Raw genomic sequence first — 15565 nt, 5'->3', positions numbered from 1 at the left:
CCGTGGCGGCGACGGTCTTCTTCCTCGACCCGCTGCCCGAGGTGGGGAGCACCGCGGTCCTGGACGGCCCGGAGGGCAGGCACGCCGCGACGGTGCGCCGGATCGGCATCGGGGAGCGGATCGTGCTGGCCGACGGCCGGGGTGGTCTCGCCGACACCGAGGTGACGGCGGCCGCCAAGGACCGGCTCGAACTCACCGTTCACGAGCGTCGTCAGGTGTCCGCGCCGTCGCCGAGTGTGACTGTGGTGCAAGCGCTTCCGAAGGCGGAGCGGTCCGAGTTGGCGGTCGAGCTGGCCACCGAGGCCGGCGTCGACGCGATCGTGCCGTGGCAGTCCTCGCGGTGTGTGGCGCGGTGGGAGGGCCCCAAGCTCGCGAAGGGTGTCGCTCGCTGGCGCAGCGCGGCGCTCGCCGCCGCCAAGCAGTCCCGGCGGCCGATCGTCCCCGAGGTGTCGGAACTGCACCGCACCGCCGGAATGCTCGCCGTCGTCCGTGAGGTGGTCGGCCGGGGCGGCGTCGTCGCCGTGCTGCACGAGGCGGCCACCCAGGGCCTCGCCGAGCTTCCGCTGCGCTCGGCGGCCGAGATCGTGCTCGTCGTCGGCCCCGAGGGCGGAATCTCCGAGGAGGAGATCGCCGCACTGACGGACGCAGGCGCCGTCCCGGTGCTGCTCGGCCCGCACGTTCTGCGGACCTCGACCGCCGCGGCCGTCGCGCTGGGCGCCATCGGTGTCCTCACGGACCGCTGGGGTGCGGCCCCGCTAGCCTGACTGTCCGTGGACCGCATTCGCATCGCCTACGGAACCGAACCGCAGCAGTTCGGGCACTTCTACCCGCCCGAGGAGCCCGTGGCCGCCGCGGTCCCGGTGGTGATGGTCGTCCACGGCGGCTTCTGGAGCGGGAAGTACCACCTGAACCTGGGCACGAGCTTCGCGGTCGACCTCGCCCGCCACGGCGTCGCCGTCTGGAACATCGAATACCGCAGGCTCGGTGCGGGCGGCCGGTGGGACGAGATGTCCGCCGACGTTCTCGCCGCGCTCGAGGCGATCGCCGGACCGGTCGCCGAGCAGTCGCCCGTCCCGTTCGACCTGTCGAAGGTCCGGGTCGTCGGCCACTCTGCCGGCGGACAGCTCGCGGTGTGGCTCGCCGGGGAGAAGCGGACGGCCGTCCGGCCGGAGCGGGTCGTCTCCCAGGCAGGCGCCCTCGACCTCGCGTCCGCAGGGGAGCGGGGCCGGCGGATCGGCTACATCGAGGATCTCCTGGGAGTCCCCTTCGACGAAGACCCCGACCGGTACCGCGCCGCGTCCCCACTGCACCGCATCCCCACCGGGGTGCCGGTGGTGTGCGTCCACGGCACGGAGGACGCGCAGGTTCCGGCGAAGGTGAGTGTGCGGTACAGCGAGGCCGCGCGGGCGGCCGGGGATCCGGTCGCGCTGCATGTCGTCGACGGCGAAGACCACTACGCCTTCCTGAATCCCGAGACCGACTGCTGGAAGATCTCGCGGGACGCCCTACTGTCCGACGCCGGCGAGTTCTGAACCGCGGTCGCCGGATTCGGGCGTCACCGGGCGTCCGGGCAGGACGAGGGCCACGATCGCGGCCCCGATTCCCTGGCCGTTCCCGTCCAGGAGTGCCGGGAGGTGCTCGGCGCGGGTGACCGATCGGTGACCGGTTCCGCATGCTGTGTGTCGTTCGCCCGCCGCGAACTCGGCGAGCAGCGCATCCAGATCTCCTCGGGGTGGTGCGCAACCGGGAGGTGCGGGTCGTAGAGCGGGGCAGCGTTCCCGGGTGTTCTCGTCGTACCTCTCGCGGAATCGACGACGATCACCCTGCTGGACCAGGCGAATTCCGGCGAAGTGCAGGATTCGGGGGCATCGTGCGCGGTCGCGTACCTCGCGGTGCTCGGGCCGACGCCTGCCGACGGGGCCCGCGTCGTGGACGAGGCGCGGCACCGGTTGCGCGAGCATCAGGACGTCCCGAAGTGGTGACGGCGTCGCGTAATCGGGTGGGCGCCGTGACCTGCGAGCGATAGACTTCCCTCATCACGACGACCGTCGTGACCGCCCAGGAACCGGGAAGAAGGCCATATTCCTCACGTGAGCGAACAAGACCAGAACGGCGAGACGTTCGGCGCCACGCGTCCGGCGGAACGCACCGTGCGTTCGAGTATCGATCTCCCACCCGAAACGGTCCCGCCTCTCCTCGGTTCTTCCGACGAGAATCTGCGCGCTCTCGAACGGGTCCTGGACGCAGACATCCATGTACGCGGCAACGCCGTCACACTGACGGGACGGCCCGGCGACGTCGCGCTCGCCGAACGGGTCATCGCGGAACTGGGCTCCATCGTCGGTCGCGGGCAACCGCTGACCCCCGACGCGGTGCGTCGCACGGTCGGCATGCTCACGCAGGGGCTGAGCGAATCGCCCGCCGAGGTCCTGACCCTCGACATCCTGTCGCGGCGCGGCAAGACGATCCGGCCGAAGACGCTGAACCAGAAGCGCTACGTCGACGCGATCGACGCCAACACCATCGTGTTCGGCATCGGGCCCGCCGGCACCGGCAAGACCTACCTCGCCATGGCGAAGGCGGTGCAGGCCCTGCAGACCAAGCAGGTATCGCGGATCATCCTCACCCGTCCCGCGGTCGAGGCGGGGGAGCGGCTCGGGTTCCTGCCCGGCACGCTGCACGAGAAGATCGATCCGTACCTGCGCCCGCTGCACGACGCACTCCACGACATGATGGACCCCGAGGCCATCCCGAAGCTGATGCAGTCGGGTGTCATCGAGGTGGCGCCGCTGGCGTACATGCGTGGTCGCACGCTCAACGACGCGTTCATCATCCTCGACGAGGCGCAGAACACCACCGCCGAGCAGATGAAGATGTTCCTCACCCGGCTGGGCTTCGGCTCCAAGGTCGTGGTCACCGGCGACGTCACGCAGGTGGACCTGCCGGGCGGTGCCCGGTCCGGGCTCCGCGCGGCCACCGAGATCCTCGGCGACATCGACGATATTTACTTCGCCGAACTCAACAGCAGCGACGTGGTCCGGCACCGGCTGGTGTCCGACATCGTCGACGCGTACGAGCGATTCGAGGCGGACCGGGACGGCAAGGTCGAGCTCGGGAACCGCGCACAGCGGAGAGCGGCGCACTCGCGTTCTCCACGACGGTAGGGTGAGTGTCGCCGGAACCAGGAGGAAGCGACACACATGAGCATCGAAGTCTCGAACGAATCGGGCATGGACGTCTCCGAAGAGGAGCTGATCAGCGTTGCCCGCTTCGTGATCGCGAGGATGGACGTGCACCCCGCGGCCGAGTTGTCGATGGTCCTCGTGGACTCGGCCACCATGGCCGACCTCCACATGCGATGGATGGACCTGCCCGGTCCCACCGACGTGATGTCGTTCCCGATGGACGAGCTCGAGCCCGGCGGTCGCCCGGACTCGCCCGAGCCCGGCCCGTCGATGCTCGGTGACATCGTGCTGTGCCCGTCCTTCGCCGCGGACCAGGCCGACAAGGCCGGTCACCCGCTCGCACACGAACTCGCTCTGCTCACCGTGCACGGTGTGCTCCACCTCCTCGGCTACGACCACGCCGAACCGGAGGAAGAGAAGGAGATGTTCGGCCTGCAGAACCAGTTGCTCGAAGACTGGTACGAGGATCTTCGCAGGGCCGAACGCGACGCCGCACTCGCTGCCCGGGATCAGAAGCTGCTCGGCAAGGCCGGCTTCTTCGACTCACCGGACCAGTAACCGCCACGTGAAGGGTCTTCTGTGAGTAGCGCCATCGCGCTGATCGTCCTCGCGATCGTCCTCGTCCCGCTCGGTGGTGTCTTCGCCGCCGTCGATTCCGCACTTAACACGATCTCGTCCGCGCGCATCGAGGAGATGGCGAAGGAGGATCGCCCCGGAGCCACCCGCGTGCTCCGCATCCTGTCGGATCGCCCGCGTTACGTGAATCTCATGGTGCTGCTGCGCATCCTGTGCGAGATCACGGCCACGGTGGTGCTCGTCGGTGGCCTGTCCGATCTCCTCGAGCCCGTGTGGGCGCTCACGTTCACCGCGATCATCATGGTGCTCGTCGACTACGTGGTGATCGGGGTCGGCCCCCGGACGCTCGGTCGCCAGCACGCCTACTCGATCGCGTTGATCACGTCGTTTCCCCTGCAGGTCATCGGAACTCTGCTCGGTCCGATCAGCCGCCTCCTGATCCTGATCGGTAACGCGATCACCCCGGGTAAGGGATTTCGCAACGGCCCCTTCGCTTCCGAGATCGAACTGCGCGAACTCGTCGACATGGCGCAGGAGCGTGGCGTGGTGGCCGACGAGGAACGCCGGATGATCCAGTCGGTGTTCGAACTCGGCGACACGTCCGCCCGCGAGGTGATGGTGCCGCGCACCGAGATGGTGTGGATCGAGAGCGACAAGAGCGCCGGACAGGCGACGTCGCTGGCTGTCCGCAGCGGACATTCGCGGATCCCCGTGATCGGGGAGAACGTCGACGACGTGCTCGGTGTGGTGTACCTCAAGGATCTCGTGCAGGAGACGTACCACTCGCGCGACGGCGGACGCAGCGTCCGCGTCGCCGACGTGATGCGGCCCGCCGTGTTCGTGCCCGATTCCAAGCCCCTCGACAGCCTGCTCGCCGAGATGCAGCGCGACCGCAACCACATGGCCGTGCTGGTCGACGAATACGGCGGAATCGCCGGGCTCGTCACCATCGAGGACGTCATCGAGGAGATCGTCGGTGAGATCGCCGACGAGTACGACCAGGACGAGACACCGCCCGTCGAGGATCTCGGCGACGGCATGTACCGGGTCTCCGCGCGTCTGCCGATCGAGGATCTCGGCGAACTGTTCGGCATCGAGGTCGAGAACGACGAGGTCGAAACAGTCGGCGGGCTCATCGGTTACGAGCTCGGCAGGGTGCCGCTCCCGGGGTCGGAGGTCGTCTCGCACGGTCTCGTCCTGCGCGGCGAGGGCTCACCCGACGTGCGCGGGCGGGTGCGCATCAGCACGGTCTTCGTGCAACGCGCCCCCATCGACGAGGACGACAGTGGCGACGGCGACCGGGAGGACGGCGATGACTGAACTGGGCGACGAAGACGCCAAACTGGTCGTGCTCGCGCGAGGAGCGTTCGGCCGCACCGGAAGTGGTCAGGGCGCGGCCGTCCGCGATCTCGACGGCCGCACCTACTCGGCGGGCGCGGTCGCGCTGGCCGCGCTGTCGCTGACCGCGCTGCAGGCTGCCGTCGCGGCGGCGGTGTCGAGTGGCGCCGAGGGATTCGAGGCCGCAGTCGTGATCGGCGGCGACCCGGAAGACCCGGGCATCGCCGCCCTACACGAAGTCAGTGCGCAGGCGGCCGTCGTCTTCGCGCGAACCGATGGATCCGTGATCGAGGAGCAACATGAGTAAAACCGAATTCCGTTCCGGATTCGTCTGTTTCGTCGGACGGCCCAACACGGGCAAATCCACGCTGACCAACGCGCTGGTGGGCAGCAAGATCGCGATCACGTCCTCGCGTCCGCAGACCACCCGCCACACCATCCGCGGCATCGTGCACCGCGACCACGCGCAGCTGATCCTCGTCGACACCCCCGGGCTGCACCGCCCCCGGACGCTCCTCGGCCAGCGCCTCAACGACCTCGTGCGGGACACCTACTCCGAGGTCGACGTGATCTGCCTGTGCATCCCGGCAGACGAGAAGATCGGCCCCGGCGACCGGTGGATCGTGCAGCAGGTCCGTCAGATCGCGCCGAAGACCACGCTCGTCGGCATCGTCACGAAGATCGACAAGGTCAGCAAGGACATGGTCGGGCAGCAGTTGCTGGCCGTGTCCAAGCTCCTCGGTCCCGAGACGGATGTCGTGCCCGTGTCCGCCGCCTCCGGTGAGCAGGTGGAGGTGCTCGTCGACGTCCTCGCGTCGAAGATGGAGGAGGGCCCGGCGTTCTACCCGGACGGCGAGCTCACCGACGAGCCCGAAGAGACGCTGATGGCCGAACTCATCCGCGAGGCCGCACTCGAGGGGCTCGGCGACGAACTGCCGCACTCCCTGGCCGTGGTCATCGAAGAGATCATCCCCCGCGAGGGACGCACCGAGAAGCAGGGCGAACTGCTCGACGTCCACGCCCTGCTCTACGTCGAACGCCCGTCCCAGAAGGGCATCGTGATCGGCAAGGGCGGCGCCCGCCTCCGCGAAGTGGGGACCAAGGCCCGGCTGCAGATCGAGAAGCTGCTCGGCACCAAGATCTTCCTCGAACTGCACGTCAAGGTGGCCAAGGACTGGCAGCGCGACCCGAAACAGCTGGGCCGCCTGGGGTTCTAGGCGGCTGCGCCACCCGTGCGTGGTGAACGAGTCCAGAGGCTCGTCAACCACTCACGGGGCGGCGGCCCTCAGAAGGAGGAGCACCGACGTCGCGAAGTCGTGATCGCCGTCGCTTCCGGTCGCGAGTCTCCTGAGCTGCAGGCCGGCGATGGTCGCGACGATGGTCGGTGCGACGGACGCGGCGTCCGGGACGCCGAGGGCGGTGAGGATCGTCACCGTCAAATCGTCGTACGCGGCGAAACATTCGGCTGCGGCCTGACGCAGCTCGTGGTCGCGTCCCGCCTGGATGTACAGCTCGAACGGGGCGATCCGCTCGGCGGAGAACGCCAGGTCCTTCGCGACCTTCCCGGTGAGCGCCGCGGCGTCCTCCAGGCTCAGTCCCTTGTCCCGGTACCCCTCCGCCAGCTCCGACAGCCGCTGCGTCTCCTCCGTCACGAACCCGGACAGCGCGGCGCGCAACAGGTCCGTCTGCGTGGGGAAGTGGTACGTGATGGAGCCGAGCGACACCCCGGCCTGCGCGGCGATCCGCCGATTGGTCACGCCGGGAATGCCTTCCGTGCCGACGATGTGCAACGCCGCCGCGAGGATGCGGTCACGAACGTCCGTCGAAGCCACCGGTCACCACCATTTCTCGGGACGTTCCAGGTCCCACCGCAACACCGACTCCAGCTGAGCCGCAACCGACACCAGCAGCGGCTCGGCACCCTCGTGTCCCATCAGCTGGGCTCCGGTCGGCAGGTTGCCGGACGTGAACCCGGCCGGCACGTTCACGCTGGGCCAGCCCAGCACGTTCCACGGCCACGCGTACGGGCAGACCGCGGTGATCACCTTGTCCGTGGCCCACGAGCTGATGCCGTCGATCCCCTCGACCCTCGGTGGGGGAGTCGCGGTAGTCGGGGCGAGGACGAGGTCGTACTTGTCGAAGATCGCCCCCACCCGTCGCTGCATCCTCGGCTCGGCGGCGCGGGCGGCGCGTAGCGGTGCCCCACGCAACAGTCGCCCGGTCCGGGCGTTGCCCTTCGTGCGGGGGTCGACGAGTGACGGGTCCGGGACCTTCCGTACCCAGTCGTCGATGCCGACCATCGACCGCGGGAGGAAGCCGAGCCCGAACATGATCCCGTAGTCGGGGTCGTCCACCACGACGCGATGCCCGAGCTTGCGCAGCGCCTCGGCGATCCGTGCGACGCCCTGGCGGACTTCGGGATGCAGCGCGGTGGGGGTCGCGGTGAACGGGATCCGCAGCGACAGCGCGATCCGCAGCGGTCCGGGGTCGCGGCCGACGGCGTCGCTGACGGTGACCGGTGCGGGCGTGTGCAGGTCGCCTTCGTGCGGTCCCGACGCGACGTCGAGAAGCAGCGCCGCGTCGGCGACCGTCCGGGCCAGCGGGCCGTTGACGGTGAGGCCGTAGAACGCCTCGGCTGCCGGCCAGGTGGAGATTCGGCCGCGTTGAGGCTTGATCCCGACGAGGTTGGTCCAGGCGGCGGGGATGCGGATGGACCCGGCGCCGTCCGAACCGATCGCCGCGGCCACCACACCGGCGGACACGGCCGCCGCAGCGCCGCCGGACGACCCCCCGGGGGTGTGGTCACCGTTCCAGGGATTGCGGGTGTACCCGAAGGCGGGACCGCCGGTCAGCGGCCACTGTCCCAGCTCCGGACTGTTGGTCTTGCCCACGACGACGGCGCCGGCGGCGCGCAGGCGTCGCACCAGCTCGGAGTCGCGCGCCGCGGGCGGGAAGTTGCCCGGGCACCCGAACGCGGTCGGCTCGCCGGCCACGTCGACGTCGTCTTTCACGGCGATCGGGACCCCGAGCAGCGGCAGGCGCTCACCGGCGGCGATCCGGCGGTCGGCCTCGGCGGCTTCGGCCAGTGACTTGGTCCGGCGGATCACCTTGAACGCGTTGAGCGTCGGCTGGCTCGCGTCGATGCGGTCGAGGGCGGCGCGGGTGGCCGCGACCGACGTGGTGGCGCCCGAGGCCAGCGCCTGCGCCTGCTCGACGAGTCCCGGAGACCGATTCCCGTCGTTGTCGCGTTGCCGTCGATCGTCCAGTTGTCCCGCGCTCATGTCGCCCCTCCCCGTGACTGTTCGTTCGAACGAACAGTATCAGCCGAGGTGTTGCCGGACCACCCTCCCGATTGCCTCGGCCGCCCCGCGAGCCTGCGATTCGGGGAGTCGGGCGTACCCGCAGACCAGCCCCCGCGGGCCGTCCGCTGTGGTGCGGTAATCGGCGAGGCTCGGGACCGTCACGCCGTGGTCCTGCAGCTCAGCCGACACGGCGACGTCGTCGACGGAATCGGGCAGCGTCAGGACGACGTGGAGGCCGGCCTCGATGCCGGCCAGCCCGGCACCGTCCGTGTCGACCGCGGACAATTGCTGCTGCAGTGCCGTGACGAAGGCCGCCCGGCGGGCCGAGTAGGTGCGGGAGGCGCGGGCGAGGTGCTGTGACAGCGCACCGGAGTCGATGAAATGCGCCAGCGCGAGGGCGGTGGTCGCGCAGCACGCCTCACCGCTCGCGTCGAGGGCCCGGACGAGTCCCTGCCGGAGCGCCGGAGGCGCGATCACCCACGCCACCCGGATCGAGGGAGTGAGGATCTTCGACGCCGTGCCCACGTACGCCACGCATTCCGGCCCGCGGTCGATGCTGCGCAGGGCGGGCAGTGCCGACACGTCGTATCGGAACTCGCCGTCGTAGTCGTCCTCGATGATCACCGTTCCGGAGGCCGCGGCGTCGGCCACGAGCCGCGCCCTGCGGCCCACCGGCATCCGGGCCCCCATCGGGTACTGATGGGCGGGCGTGCAATAGGCCGCGGCGTCGGTGGCGCGCAGCAGGGCGGGGTCGAGGCCGTCGCCGTCCACGGACACGCTGCGCGTCCGCACCCCCGAATCGTCGAGGACGGTGCGGGCCCGGCTGTAGCCGGGCTCCTCGAACACCACGTCCCGGCCGCCGAGTTCTGCTGCGGCCACGAGGGTGCGGAGCGCAGCGGCGACTCCGGGAACGATCACCAGTTCGTCGGGGCGCGCCGCGATCCCCCGGGTGCGGCGTAGATGTACCGCGAGGGACCGTCGCAACTCCGGGTGCGCGCCGGGGCCCGGGACGTCCGAGGTCACGGCCGCGGCGGCGGCCGTCCGCCACGCCCGGCGCCAGTCGACGGTGGAGATCAGGGCGGGATCGGGGTGGCCCGGAGTGAGATCCCACCGCGCCGCCGGTGTCCCGGGGGTGGCGGAGAAGCCCCGATTCGACGTTCGGGTGACCGTGTGCGAGGCGACGTGCGCGCGGGCCGCGACATCGGCGCCCGGTGCGATCCGGGTGCCGGAACCGGCGCGGGCGTTCGCGTATCCGGACGAGCAGAGTTCGTCGTAGGCGTCGACCACCGACGCCCGCGCGACCGTCAGGTGTGCGGCCAGCGCCCGCGAGGAGGGCAGTGGGTCGCCGGGTCGCAGGCGACCCACGCGGATCTCGTCGAGGATCGACTCCGCGATGCGGTGCCGCAGCGGCGCGTCGGTGTCGGGGAGCCGCAACGTCAGGTGCAGTTCGGGGCAGATCCGGGGCATGGTTCCACCATACTGGTCTGCCGATAATGATGATTGTGGATCTGGAAGCTGATCCACATAGGGGTGAGGATGGTCTCGTGGACAAGATCATGAGATACCCGGACCGTGCCCGCACCGAACGCGCGCAACTCGACGCCGTCCTCGACGCCGCGCCGATGGGCACCCTCGCCACCGTCGTCGACGGGCTGCCGTGGGCCGTGCCGATGCTGTACGCCCGCGACGGCGACAGGATCCTGCTGCACGGCTCCACCGGAGCCGGCGCGCTGCGGCAGGTGGCGGCAGGCGCACCGGCGGCGCTGTGCGTCGCGATGCTCGACGGAATCGTCGTCGCGGACACCCTGTTCGACTCGTCTGCCAACTACCGTTCGGCGGTGGTGCGGGGCAACCTCGTCACTCTCGGCGAAGACGAATCCGCCGACGCACTGAACGCACTGTCGGACGTGCTGATCCCCGGCCGCAGCACGGAGGTCCGGGGGCACCGGCGCAAGGAACTCGCCGCGACACTGGCCCTCGCCCTCCCGATCACGCCGGGCCAGTGGACCGTCAAGGTGCGGGACGCACCACCGGGCGAACCGGCCGAAACCAGCAGCGCCTGGGCCGGCGTGGTCCCGGTTCGGTCGGTCGCCGGCGCGCCCGTCCCGGCGCCGTGGGTGGCGAGCGGCACACCCGTGCCCGCGTCCGTGTCGCGGCTGACCCGGACCGCGTAAGGAAAGCGTCAAGAGCCGGAGTGGTCCCGTAAGCGCTTCGTCAGCGCCGCCTCTTTCGCCGAGATCCGGCGTGATGCTGGCATGACACCCCACAACCGTGGGGTGTCATGCCTGCGCTGAACCGCAGGATCAGTACGAAGAGGGATCCTCACATGGCCGATGTGGCCTACGTCGCGCTCGTCCTCGGCGGATTCGCCTGTTGCGCGCTCGTTCTCCGTGCCCTGCAGACCGGACGCGTGAAATGACGGGCGCCGGAACACTCGCGGTCGCGCTCGTCGCGATTGCCGCCGCGCTCGTCGTGTACCTCCTGATCGCGCTCATCGACCCGGAGCGGTTCTGATGACGCCTGCCCTGGCGGCCGGACTGCAGGTCGCCTTCGTCCTCGCGGTACTCGCGGTCGCATATGTGCCGGTGGGCGACTACATGGCGCGCGTATACGAATCACGCCGTCACCTGCGGGTCGAATCCGTCCTGTACCGCCTGTGCCACATCAACCCCCACACCGAGCAGACCTGGTACGGCTACGCGGGCAGCGTGCTGGGATTCTCCGCGGCGAGTGTGCTGTTCCTCTACGCCCTGCAGCGCATCCAGGGCGTGCTGCCGCTGTCCGGGGACCTCTCCGGGGTCAGTCCCGCGGTGGCGTTCAACACGGCCGTGTCGTTCGTGACGAACACCAACTGGCAGTCGTATGCGCCCGAGACCACGATGAGCAACCTGACCCAGCCGGTCGGGCTCGCCGTGCAGAACTTCGTGTCCGCAGCGGTGGGCATGGCCGTCGCGGTGGCGCTGATCCGCGGGTTCGTCCGGGTGTCGCGCGGCGGTGAGATCGGCAACTTCTGGGTGGACCTCACCCGGGGCAGCCTGCGTATTCTGCTGCCGTTCTCCTTCGTGATCGCGCTGATCCTGCTGAGCCAGGGCGTGATCCAGTCCTTCCACCCGGGCTTCGCGTCCACCGGTCTGGACGGCAACTCCGTCACCAACGCACTCGCACCCGTCGCCTCGCAGGAAGCGATCAAGGAACTCGGCACCAACGGCGGCGGGATTCTCGCCGCCAATTCGGCGCACCCGTTCGAGAACCCGACGCCGATCAGCAACATCGTCGAAATCCTCGCGATCCTGCTGATCCCGGTCTCCCTCACCCGCACGTTCGGCACCATGGTCGGCGATCCTCACGACCGAGCGAGCGAGGTGTCCGGGCACCGCCAGGGGCTGACCCTGCTCGCCGTGATGGGCATCCTGTGGGGATCGCTCCTCGCGGTCACGCTAGCCGCGGAGTCGGGTCGGCGCGGCGTCGCCGCCACCGCCGCGGGCGCGATGATGGAGGGCAAGGAGGTTCGTTTCGGAGTCCCCGGCACGGCACTGTTCGCCGTGAGCACCACCGGAACGTCCACGGGCGCGGTGAATTCGGCGCACGACAGCCTGTCGCCGCTCGGCGGCGGAGCCGTACTGCTCAATATGCTGCTCGGCGAGATCGCGCCCGGCGGTGTCGGCACGGGGCTCTACGGAATTCTCGTCCTCGCCCTGATCGCCGTCTTCGTCGGCGGACTCCTCGTCGGCCGCACACCCGAATACCTGGGCAAGAAGCTGCGGCAGCGGGAGATCACCCTCGCCGCCCTGTCGGTGCTGGTGATGCCGGCGCTCGTCCTGATCGGGACCGGAATCACCGTGATCCTGTCCTCGACCACCGGCTACCAGGGCAACAGCGGCGACCCCGGAAGCCCCGGATCCATCCACGGGTTCTCGGAAGTGCTGTACGCGTTCGCGTCGGCCTCGAACAACAACGGCAGTGCGTTCGGCGGGCTGACGGTGACGAGCGACTGGTTCCAGACCGCTCTCGGCCTGTGCATGCTGCTCGGCCGGTTCCTGCCGATCATCTTCGTCCTCGCGCTCGCCGGATCCCTGGCGTCGCAGAAGAAGACGGCCGCAGGCGCCGGGACCCTGCCGACGGCGGGCCCGATGTTCACCGGGCTCCTCACCGGCACCGTCGTGCTCGTCGCGGCGTTGACATTCTTCCCGGCCCTCGCGCTGGGACCGATCGCGGAGGCTCTGCAGTGAGTGTGAACGTGACCAGTCGTCCGGAATCCGGGACGGCGACGACGCCCGAGGCCGGCCACGACCCGGCGCCCGTGAAGGCGGGAATCTTCAGCCCCGCCCAGCTGGTGACGGCGCTCCCGGGCGCCCTGCGCAAACTCGACCCCCGGCACCTCGCCCGCAACCCGGTGATGTTCGTGGTGTTCGTCGGCTCCGTCGTCACCACCGTCATGGCCGTCGCCGACCCGTCGGTGTTCTCCTGGGCCGTCGTCGCCTGGCTGTGGTTCACGGTGCTGTTCGCGAATCTGGCCGAGTCGGTCGCGGAAGGGCGGGGCAAGGCGCAGGCGGCGAGCCTGCGGAAGGTGAAGCAGGACACGGTCGCCCACCGGATCACGGCGAGCGGCCGGGTGGAGTCGGTGGCGGGTACCGAACTCACCGTCGGCGACCGGGTGGTCGTCGAGGCGGGAGAGGTGATACCCGGCGACGGCGACGTCGTCGACGGAATCGCGACCGTGGACGAGTCGGCCATCACCGGCGAATCGGCGCCCGTCGTCCGCGAATCCGGTGGCGACCGGTGTGCCGTCACCGGTGGCACGACCGTGCTGTCCGACCGGATCGTCGTGCGCATCACCGCGGCCCCCGGACAGTCGTTCGTGGACCGGATGATCGCCCTCGTGGAGGGGGCGGCGCGGCAGAAGACGCCGAACGAGATCGCGCTGAACATCCTGCTGGCGTCGCTGACGATCATCTTCCTGCTGGCCGTCGTCGCGATCGGCCCGATGGGCCTGTACGCGGGCCAGGAGCAGGATCCGATCAAGCTGATCGCGCTGCTGGTCTGCCTGATCCCCACCACGATCGGGGCCCTGCTGTCGGCCATCGGCATCGCCGGGATGGACCGGCTGGTGCAGCGGAACGTCCTGGCGATGTCGGGGCGGGCGGTGGAGGCCGCCGGCGACATCGACACCCTGCTGATGGACAAGACCGGCACCATCACGTTCGGCAACCGGCAGGCCACGGCCCTGCATCCCGCACCGGGGGTTTCCGCGATCGAGTTGGCCACGGCCGCACGGTTGTCCAGCCTCGCGGACGGCACGCCCGAGGGGCGCAGCATCGTGGACCTGTGTGTCCGCGACTTCGGGTTGGACCCGGCACCGTCCGAGGCGGAGCGAGCGGAGGAGTTCGTGCCGTTCACGGCGCAGACCCGGATGAGCGGACTCGACATCGACGGCGCCCGGATCCGCAAGGGCGCGAGCGACGCCGTGCTGACGTGGGTGCAGGCGCTCGGCGGGCAGGCGGCGCCCGCGGTCACCGACAGTGTGAACCAGATCGCGCAGGCCGGGGGAACACCGCTGGTGGTCGCCACCGTTCACGGAGACGCAGCGACCGTCCTCGGGGTGATCGCGCTGTCGGACGTGGTGAAACCGGGTATCGCCGAGCGGTTCGCGGAACTGCGGGCCATGGGGATTCGCACGGTGATGATCACCGGCGACAACCCGTTGACGGCGAAGGCCATCGCGGCCGAGGCCGGTGTCGACGACTTCATGGCCGAGGCGACACCCGAGGACAAGCTCGCGCTGATCCGCAGAGAACAGGAGGGCGGCCGGCTCGTCGCGATGACCGGGGACGGCACCAACGACGCCCCGGCGCTGGCCCAGGCGGATGTCGGGGTGGCGATGAACACCGGCACGTCCGCGGCGAAGGAAGCCGGGAACATGGTGGATCTCGATTCGGATCCCACCAAGCTCATCGAGGTGGTGGAGATCGGCAAGCAACTGCTCATCACCCGCGGGGCGCTCACCACGTTCTCGCTCGCCAACGACCTGGCCAAGTACTTCGCGATTCTCCCCGCCCTGTTCAGCGGAATCTATCCGCAGCTGGACACGCTGAACGTCATGCGGCTGGCCACCCCGGAATCGGCCATCCTGTCGGCGGTGATCTTCAACGCCGTGGTGATCGTCGCGCTGATCCCGTTGTCGCTGAAAGGCGTTCGCTACCGTCCGTCGTCGGCGTCGACGCTGCTGGGCCGCAACCTGCTGATCTACGGTCTCGGCGGTGTGATCACGCCGTTCGCCGGGATCTGGCTCATCGACCTCGTCGTCCGTCTCATTCCCGGAATTGGGTGATCCCGCATGCGATTTCTCATCGGCCTGCTCCGGCAGACCTGGGCCGGACTACTCGTCCTGCTCGCACTCACAGCAGTCCTCGGTGTGCTCTATCCCGCCGCAGTGTGGGGGGTGAGCAGGATCGGCGCAGGGGCGGCCGAGGGGTCTGCGGTGCGCGACAGCACCGGGTGCGTCGTCGGGAGCCGGTGGGTCGGTGTCGACCCGCAGGTGCCTGCGGGGGAGCCGGATCCGTTCTTCCACAACCGGGTCACCGGGTCGGTGGCCGAACAGGATCCGTTCGCGCCGGGCGATCCCGCCACCGCCCTGCCCACCAACCAGGGGCCGAGCAGTGAGATCCTGGCGACGTTCATCGCCGACCGGCGGGCGGCGATCGCGACCCGGGAGGGGGTGGACCCCTCCAAGGTACCGGCGGACGCGGTCACCGGATCCGGCTCGGGCATCGACCCGCACATCAGCCCCGCGTACGCGGCGTTGCAGGTGCCGAGGGTGGCCGCGGAGAACGGTCTCAGCGAGACCCGGGTCCGGCAACTCGTCGACGAGAACACCGAGGGAAGGCAACTCGGCTTCCTCGGTGAGGAACGGGTGAACGTCCTCGAACTGAACCTGGCCCTCGGCCTGACCGCTCCCGAGTGCACCGCCCCGACCGCTGGTGGATGATGGCGAGGTGAGTGGTACCGGAACCGAGGGCGTGCGCCGGGACGCCGAACGCCGACGCGGTGAACTGCGCATCTATCTCGGAGCCGCACCGGGTGTCGGCAAGACGTTCGCGATGCTCGGTGAGGCGCACCGCCGCCGGGAGCGGGGGTGCGACGTGGTCGCGGCCGTGGTGGAGACCC

General features: G+C 69.8%; 16 protein-coding genes and 1 pseudogene. 13 read left to right on the top strand and 4 right to left on the bottom strand.

Going from position 1 to position 15565, the window contains the following annotated elements:
- Nucleotides 1-2 precede the first annotated feature (2 nt).
- A complete protein-coding gene (locus tag ACNJ7E_RS41400; protein WP_418342527.1) occupies nt 3-764 on the top strand; it encodes a 16S rRNA (uracil(1498)-N(3))-methyltransferase in 762 nt (253 codons plus the stop codon).
- A gap of 6 nt (nt 765-770) precedes the next feature.
- On the top strand, nt 771-1532 hold the full coding sequence (locus ACNJ7E_RS41395) for an alpha/beta hydrolase family protein (RefSeq protein ID WP_280782441.1): 762 nt from the start codon (nt 771-773) through the stop codon (nt 1530-1532).
- On the opposite strand, the gene ACNJ7E_RS41390 is transcribed toward ACNJ7E_RS41395, so the two are convergent.
- Nucleotides 1506-1961, bottom strand: a complete 456-nt coding sequence (locus ACNJ7E_RS41390; RefSeq protein WP_280782442.1) for a hypothetical protein — start codon at nt 1959-1961, stop codon at nt 1506-1508. The genes ACNJ7E_RS41395 and ACNJ7E_RS41390 overlap by 27 nt on opposite strands.
- Before the next feature lie 129 nt (nt 1962-2090).
- Between ACNJ7E_RS41390 and ACNJ7E_RS41385 the strand changes: the two genes are divergently transcribed.
- From ACNJ7E_RS41385 to era, 5 genes are read left to right on the top strand one after another with little or no spacing between them, the layout of a single operon-like run.
- A complete protein-coding gene (locus tag ACNJ7E_RS41385) occupies nt 2091-3164 on the top strand; it encodes a PhoH family protein (protein ID WP_005247930.1) in 1074 nt (357 codons plus the stop codon).
- Between the two features lie 36 nt (nt 3165-3200).
- On the top strand, nt 3201-3743 hold the full coding sequence (ybeY, locus tag ACNJ7E_RS41380) for an rRNA maturation RNase YbeY (RefSeq protein WP_054248715.1): 543 nt from the start codon (nt 3201-3203) through the stop codon (nt 3741-3743).
- A gap of 21 nt (nt 3744-3764) precedes the next feature.
- On the top strand, nt 3765-5081 hold the full coding sequence (locus ACNJ7E_RS41375; protein ID WP_280782443.1) for a hemolysin family protein: 1317 nt from the start codon (nt 3765-3767) through the stop codon (nt 5079-5081).
- A complete protein-coding gene (locus ACNJ7E_RS41370) occupies nt 5074-5406 on the top strand; it encodes a cytidine deaminase (protein WP_105415158.1) in 333 nt (110 codons plus the stop codon). The genes ACNJ7E_RS41375 and ACNJ7E_RS41370 overlap by 8 nt, the downstream gene beginning before the upstream one ends.
- A complete protein-coding gene (gene era, locus ACNJ7E_RS41365; protein ID WP_005247923.1) occupies nt 5399-6316 on the top strand; it encodes a GTPase Era in 918 nt (305 codons plus the stop codon). Before ACNJ7E_RS41370 ends, era begins: the two co-directional genes overlap by 8 nt.
- Nucleotides 6317-6367: 51 nt before the next feature.
- Here the strand turns inward: era and ACNJ7E_RS41360 are convergent, their stop codons facing one another.
- From ACNJ7E_RS41360 to pdxR, 3 genes are read right to left on the bottom strand one after another with little or no spacing between them, the layout of a single operon-like run.
- On the bottom strand, nt 6368-6931 hold the full coding sequence (locus ACNJ7E_RS41360; RefSeq protein WP_105415104.1) for a TetR/AcrR family transcriptional regulator: 564 nt from the start codon (nt 6929-6931) through the stop codon (nt 6368-6370).
- Nucleotides 6932-6934: 3 nt separating this feature from the next.
- Nucleotides 6935-8380 carry an amidase gene (locus ACNJ7E_RS41355; protein WP_280782444.1) on the bottom strand — a complete coding sequence of 482 codons (1446 nt, stop codon included), beginning with the start codon at nt 8378-8380 and terminating at the stop codon, nt 6935-6937.
- 39 nt (nt 8381-8419) lie between these two features.
- On the bottom strand, nt 8420-9868 hold the full coding sequence (pdxR, locus tag ACNJ7E_RS41350; protein ID WP_418342526.1) for a MocR-like pyridoxine biosynthesis transcription factor PdxR: 1449 nt from the start codon (nt 9866-9868) through the stop codon (nt 8420-8422).
- Nucleotides 9869-9945: 77 nt separating this feature from the next.
- Here pdxR and ACNJ7E_RS41345 point away from each other — a divergent pair, with 77 nt between their 5' ends.
- From ACNJ7E_RS41345 to ACNJ7E_RS41320, 6 genes and pseudogenes are all read left to right on the top strand, one after another.
- Nucleotides 9946-10575 (top strand): pyridoxamine 5'-phosphate oxidase family protein, encoded by a 630-nt coding sequence (locus ACNJ7E_RS41345; RefSeq protein WP_283333654.1) that lies wholly within the window; start codon nt 9946-9948, stop codon nt 10573-10575.
- A gap of 241 nt (nt 10576-10816) precedes the next feature.
- Nucleotides 10817-10915: a K(+)-transporting ATPase subunit F gene (kdpF, locus tag ACNJ7E_RS41340; RefSeq protein ID WP_105415108.1), complete on the top strand. Its 99-nt coding sequence runs from the start codon at nt 10817-10819 to the stop codon at nt 10913-10915.
- Entirely contained in the window at nt 10915-12630 is a 1716-nt protein-coding gene (gene kdpA / locus ACNJ7E_RS41335; protein ID WP_280782448.1) for a potassium-transporting ATPase subunit KdpA, read from the top strand. The genes kdpF and kdpA overlap by 1 nt, the downstream gene beginning before the upstream one ends.
- Complete coding sequence (kdpB, locus tag ACNJ7E_RS41330; RefSeq protein WP_418342525.1) at nt 12627-14729, top strand: potassium-transporting ATPase subunit KdpB; 2103 nt, start codon at nt 12627-12629, stop codon at nt 14727-14729. Before kdpA ends, kdpB begins: the two co-directional genes overlap by 4 nt.
- Before the next feature lie 6 nt (nt 14730-14735).
- On the top strand, nt 14736-15386 hold the full coding sequence (locus ACNJ7E_RS41325) for a potassium-transporting ATPase subunit C (protein ID WP_009473937.1): 651 nt from the start codon (nt 14736-14738) through the stop codon (nt 15384-15386).
- 7 nt (nt 15387-15393) lie between these two features.
- Nucleotides 15394-15565: pseudogene (locus ACNJ7E_RS41320) on the top strand (sensor histidine kinase KdpD); the annotation flags it as partial.

The sequence above is a fragment of the Rhodococcus mengyinensis genome, assembly GCF_048381435.1.
In the GTDB taxonomy this organism is placed as follows: domain Bacteria; phylum Actinomycetota; class Actinomycetes; order Mycobacteriales; family Mycobacteriaceae; genus Rhodococcus_F; species Rhodococcus_F opacus_D.
Note: the sequence above shows the minus strand (reverse complement) of the source record. Positions and strands in the feature narration are given on the sequence as shown.

Coding starts and splice junctions, on each gene's coding strand:
- pdxR (WP_418342526.1), bottom strand. CDS start 9,868: ATGCCCCGGATCTGCCCCGAACTGCACCTGACGTTGCGGCTCCCCGAC.
- ACNJ7E_RS41370 (WP_105415158.1), top strand. CDS start 5,074: ATGACTGAACTGGGCGACGAAGACGCCAAACTGGTCGTGCTCGCGCGA.
- ACNJ7E_RS41325 (WP_009473937.1), top strand. CDS start 14,736: ATGCGATTTCTCATCGGCCTGCTCCGGCAGACCTGGGCCGGACTACTC.
- ACNJ7E_RS41390 (WP_280782442.1), bottom strand. CDS start 1,961: ATGCTCGCGCAACCGGTGCCGCGCCTCGTCCACGACGCGGGCCCCGTC.
- kdpA (WP_280782448.1), top strand. CDS start 10,915: ATGACGCCTGCCCTGGCGGCCGGACTGCAGGTCGCCTTCGTCCTCGCG.
- ACNJ7E_RS41355 (WP_280782444.1), bottom strand. CDS start 8,380: ATGAGCGCGGGACAACTGGACGATCGACGGCAACGCGACAACGACGGG.
- kdpF (WP_105415108.1), top strand. CDS start 10,817: ATGACGGGCGCCGGAACACTCGCGGTCGCGCTCGTCGCGATTGCCGCC.
- ybeY (WP_054248715.1), top strand. CDS start 3,201: ATGAGCATCGAAGTCTCGAACGAATCGGGCATGGACGTCTCCGAAGAG.
- era (WP_005247923.1), top strand. CDS start 5,399: ATGAGTAAAACCGAATTCCGTTCCGGATTCGTCTGTTTCGTCGGACGG.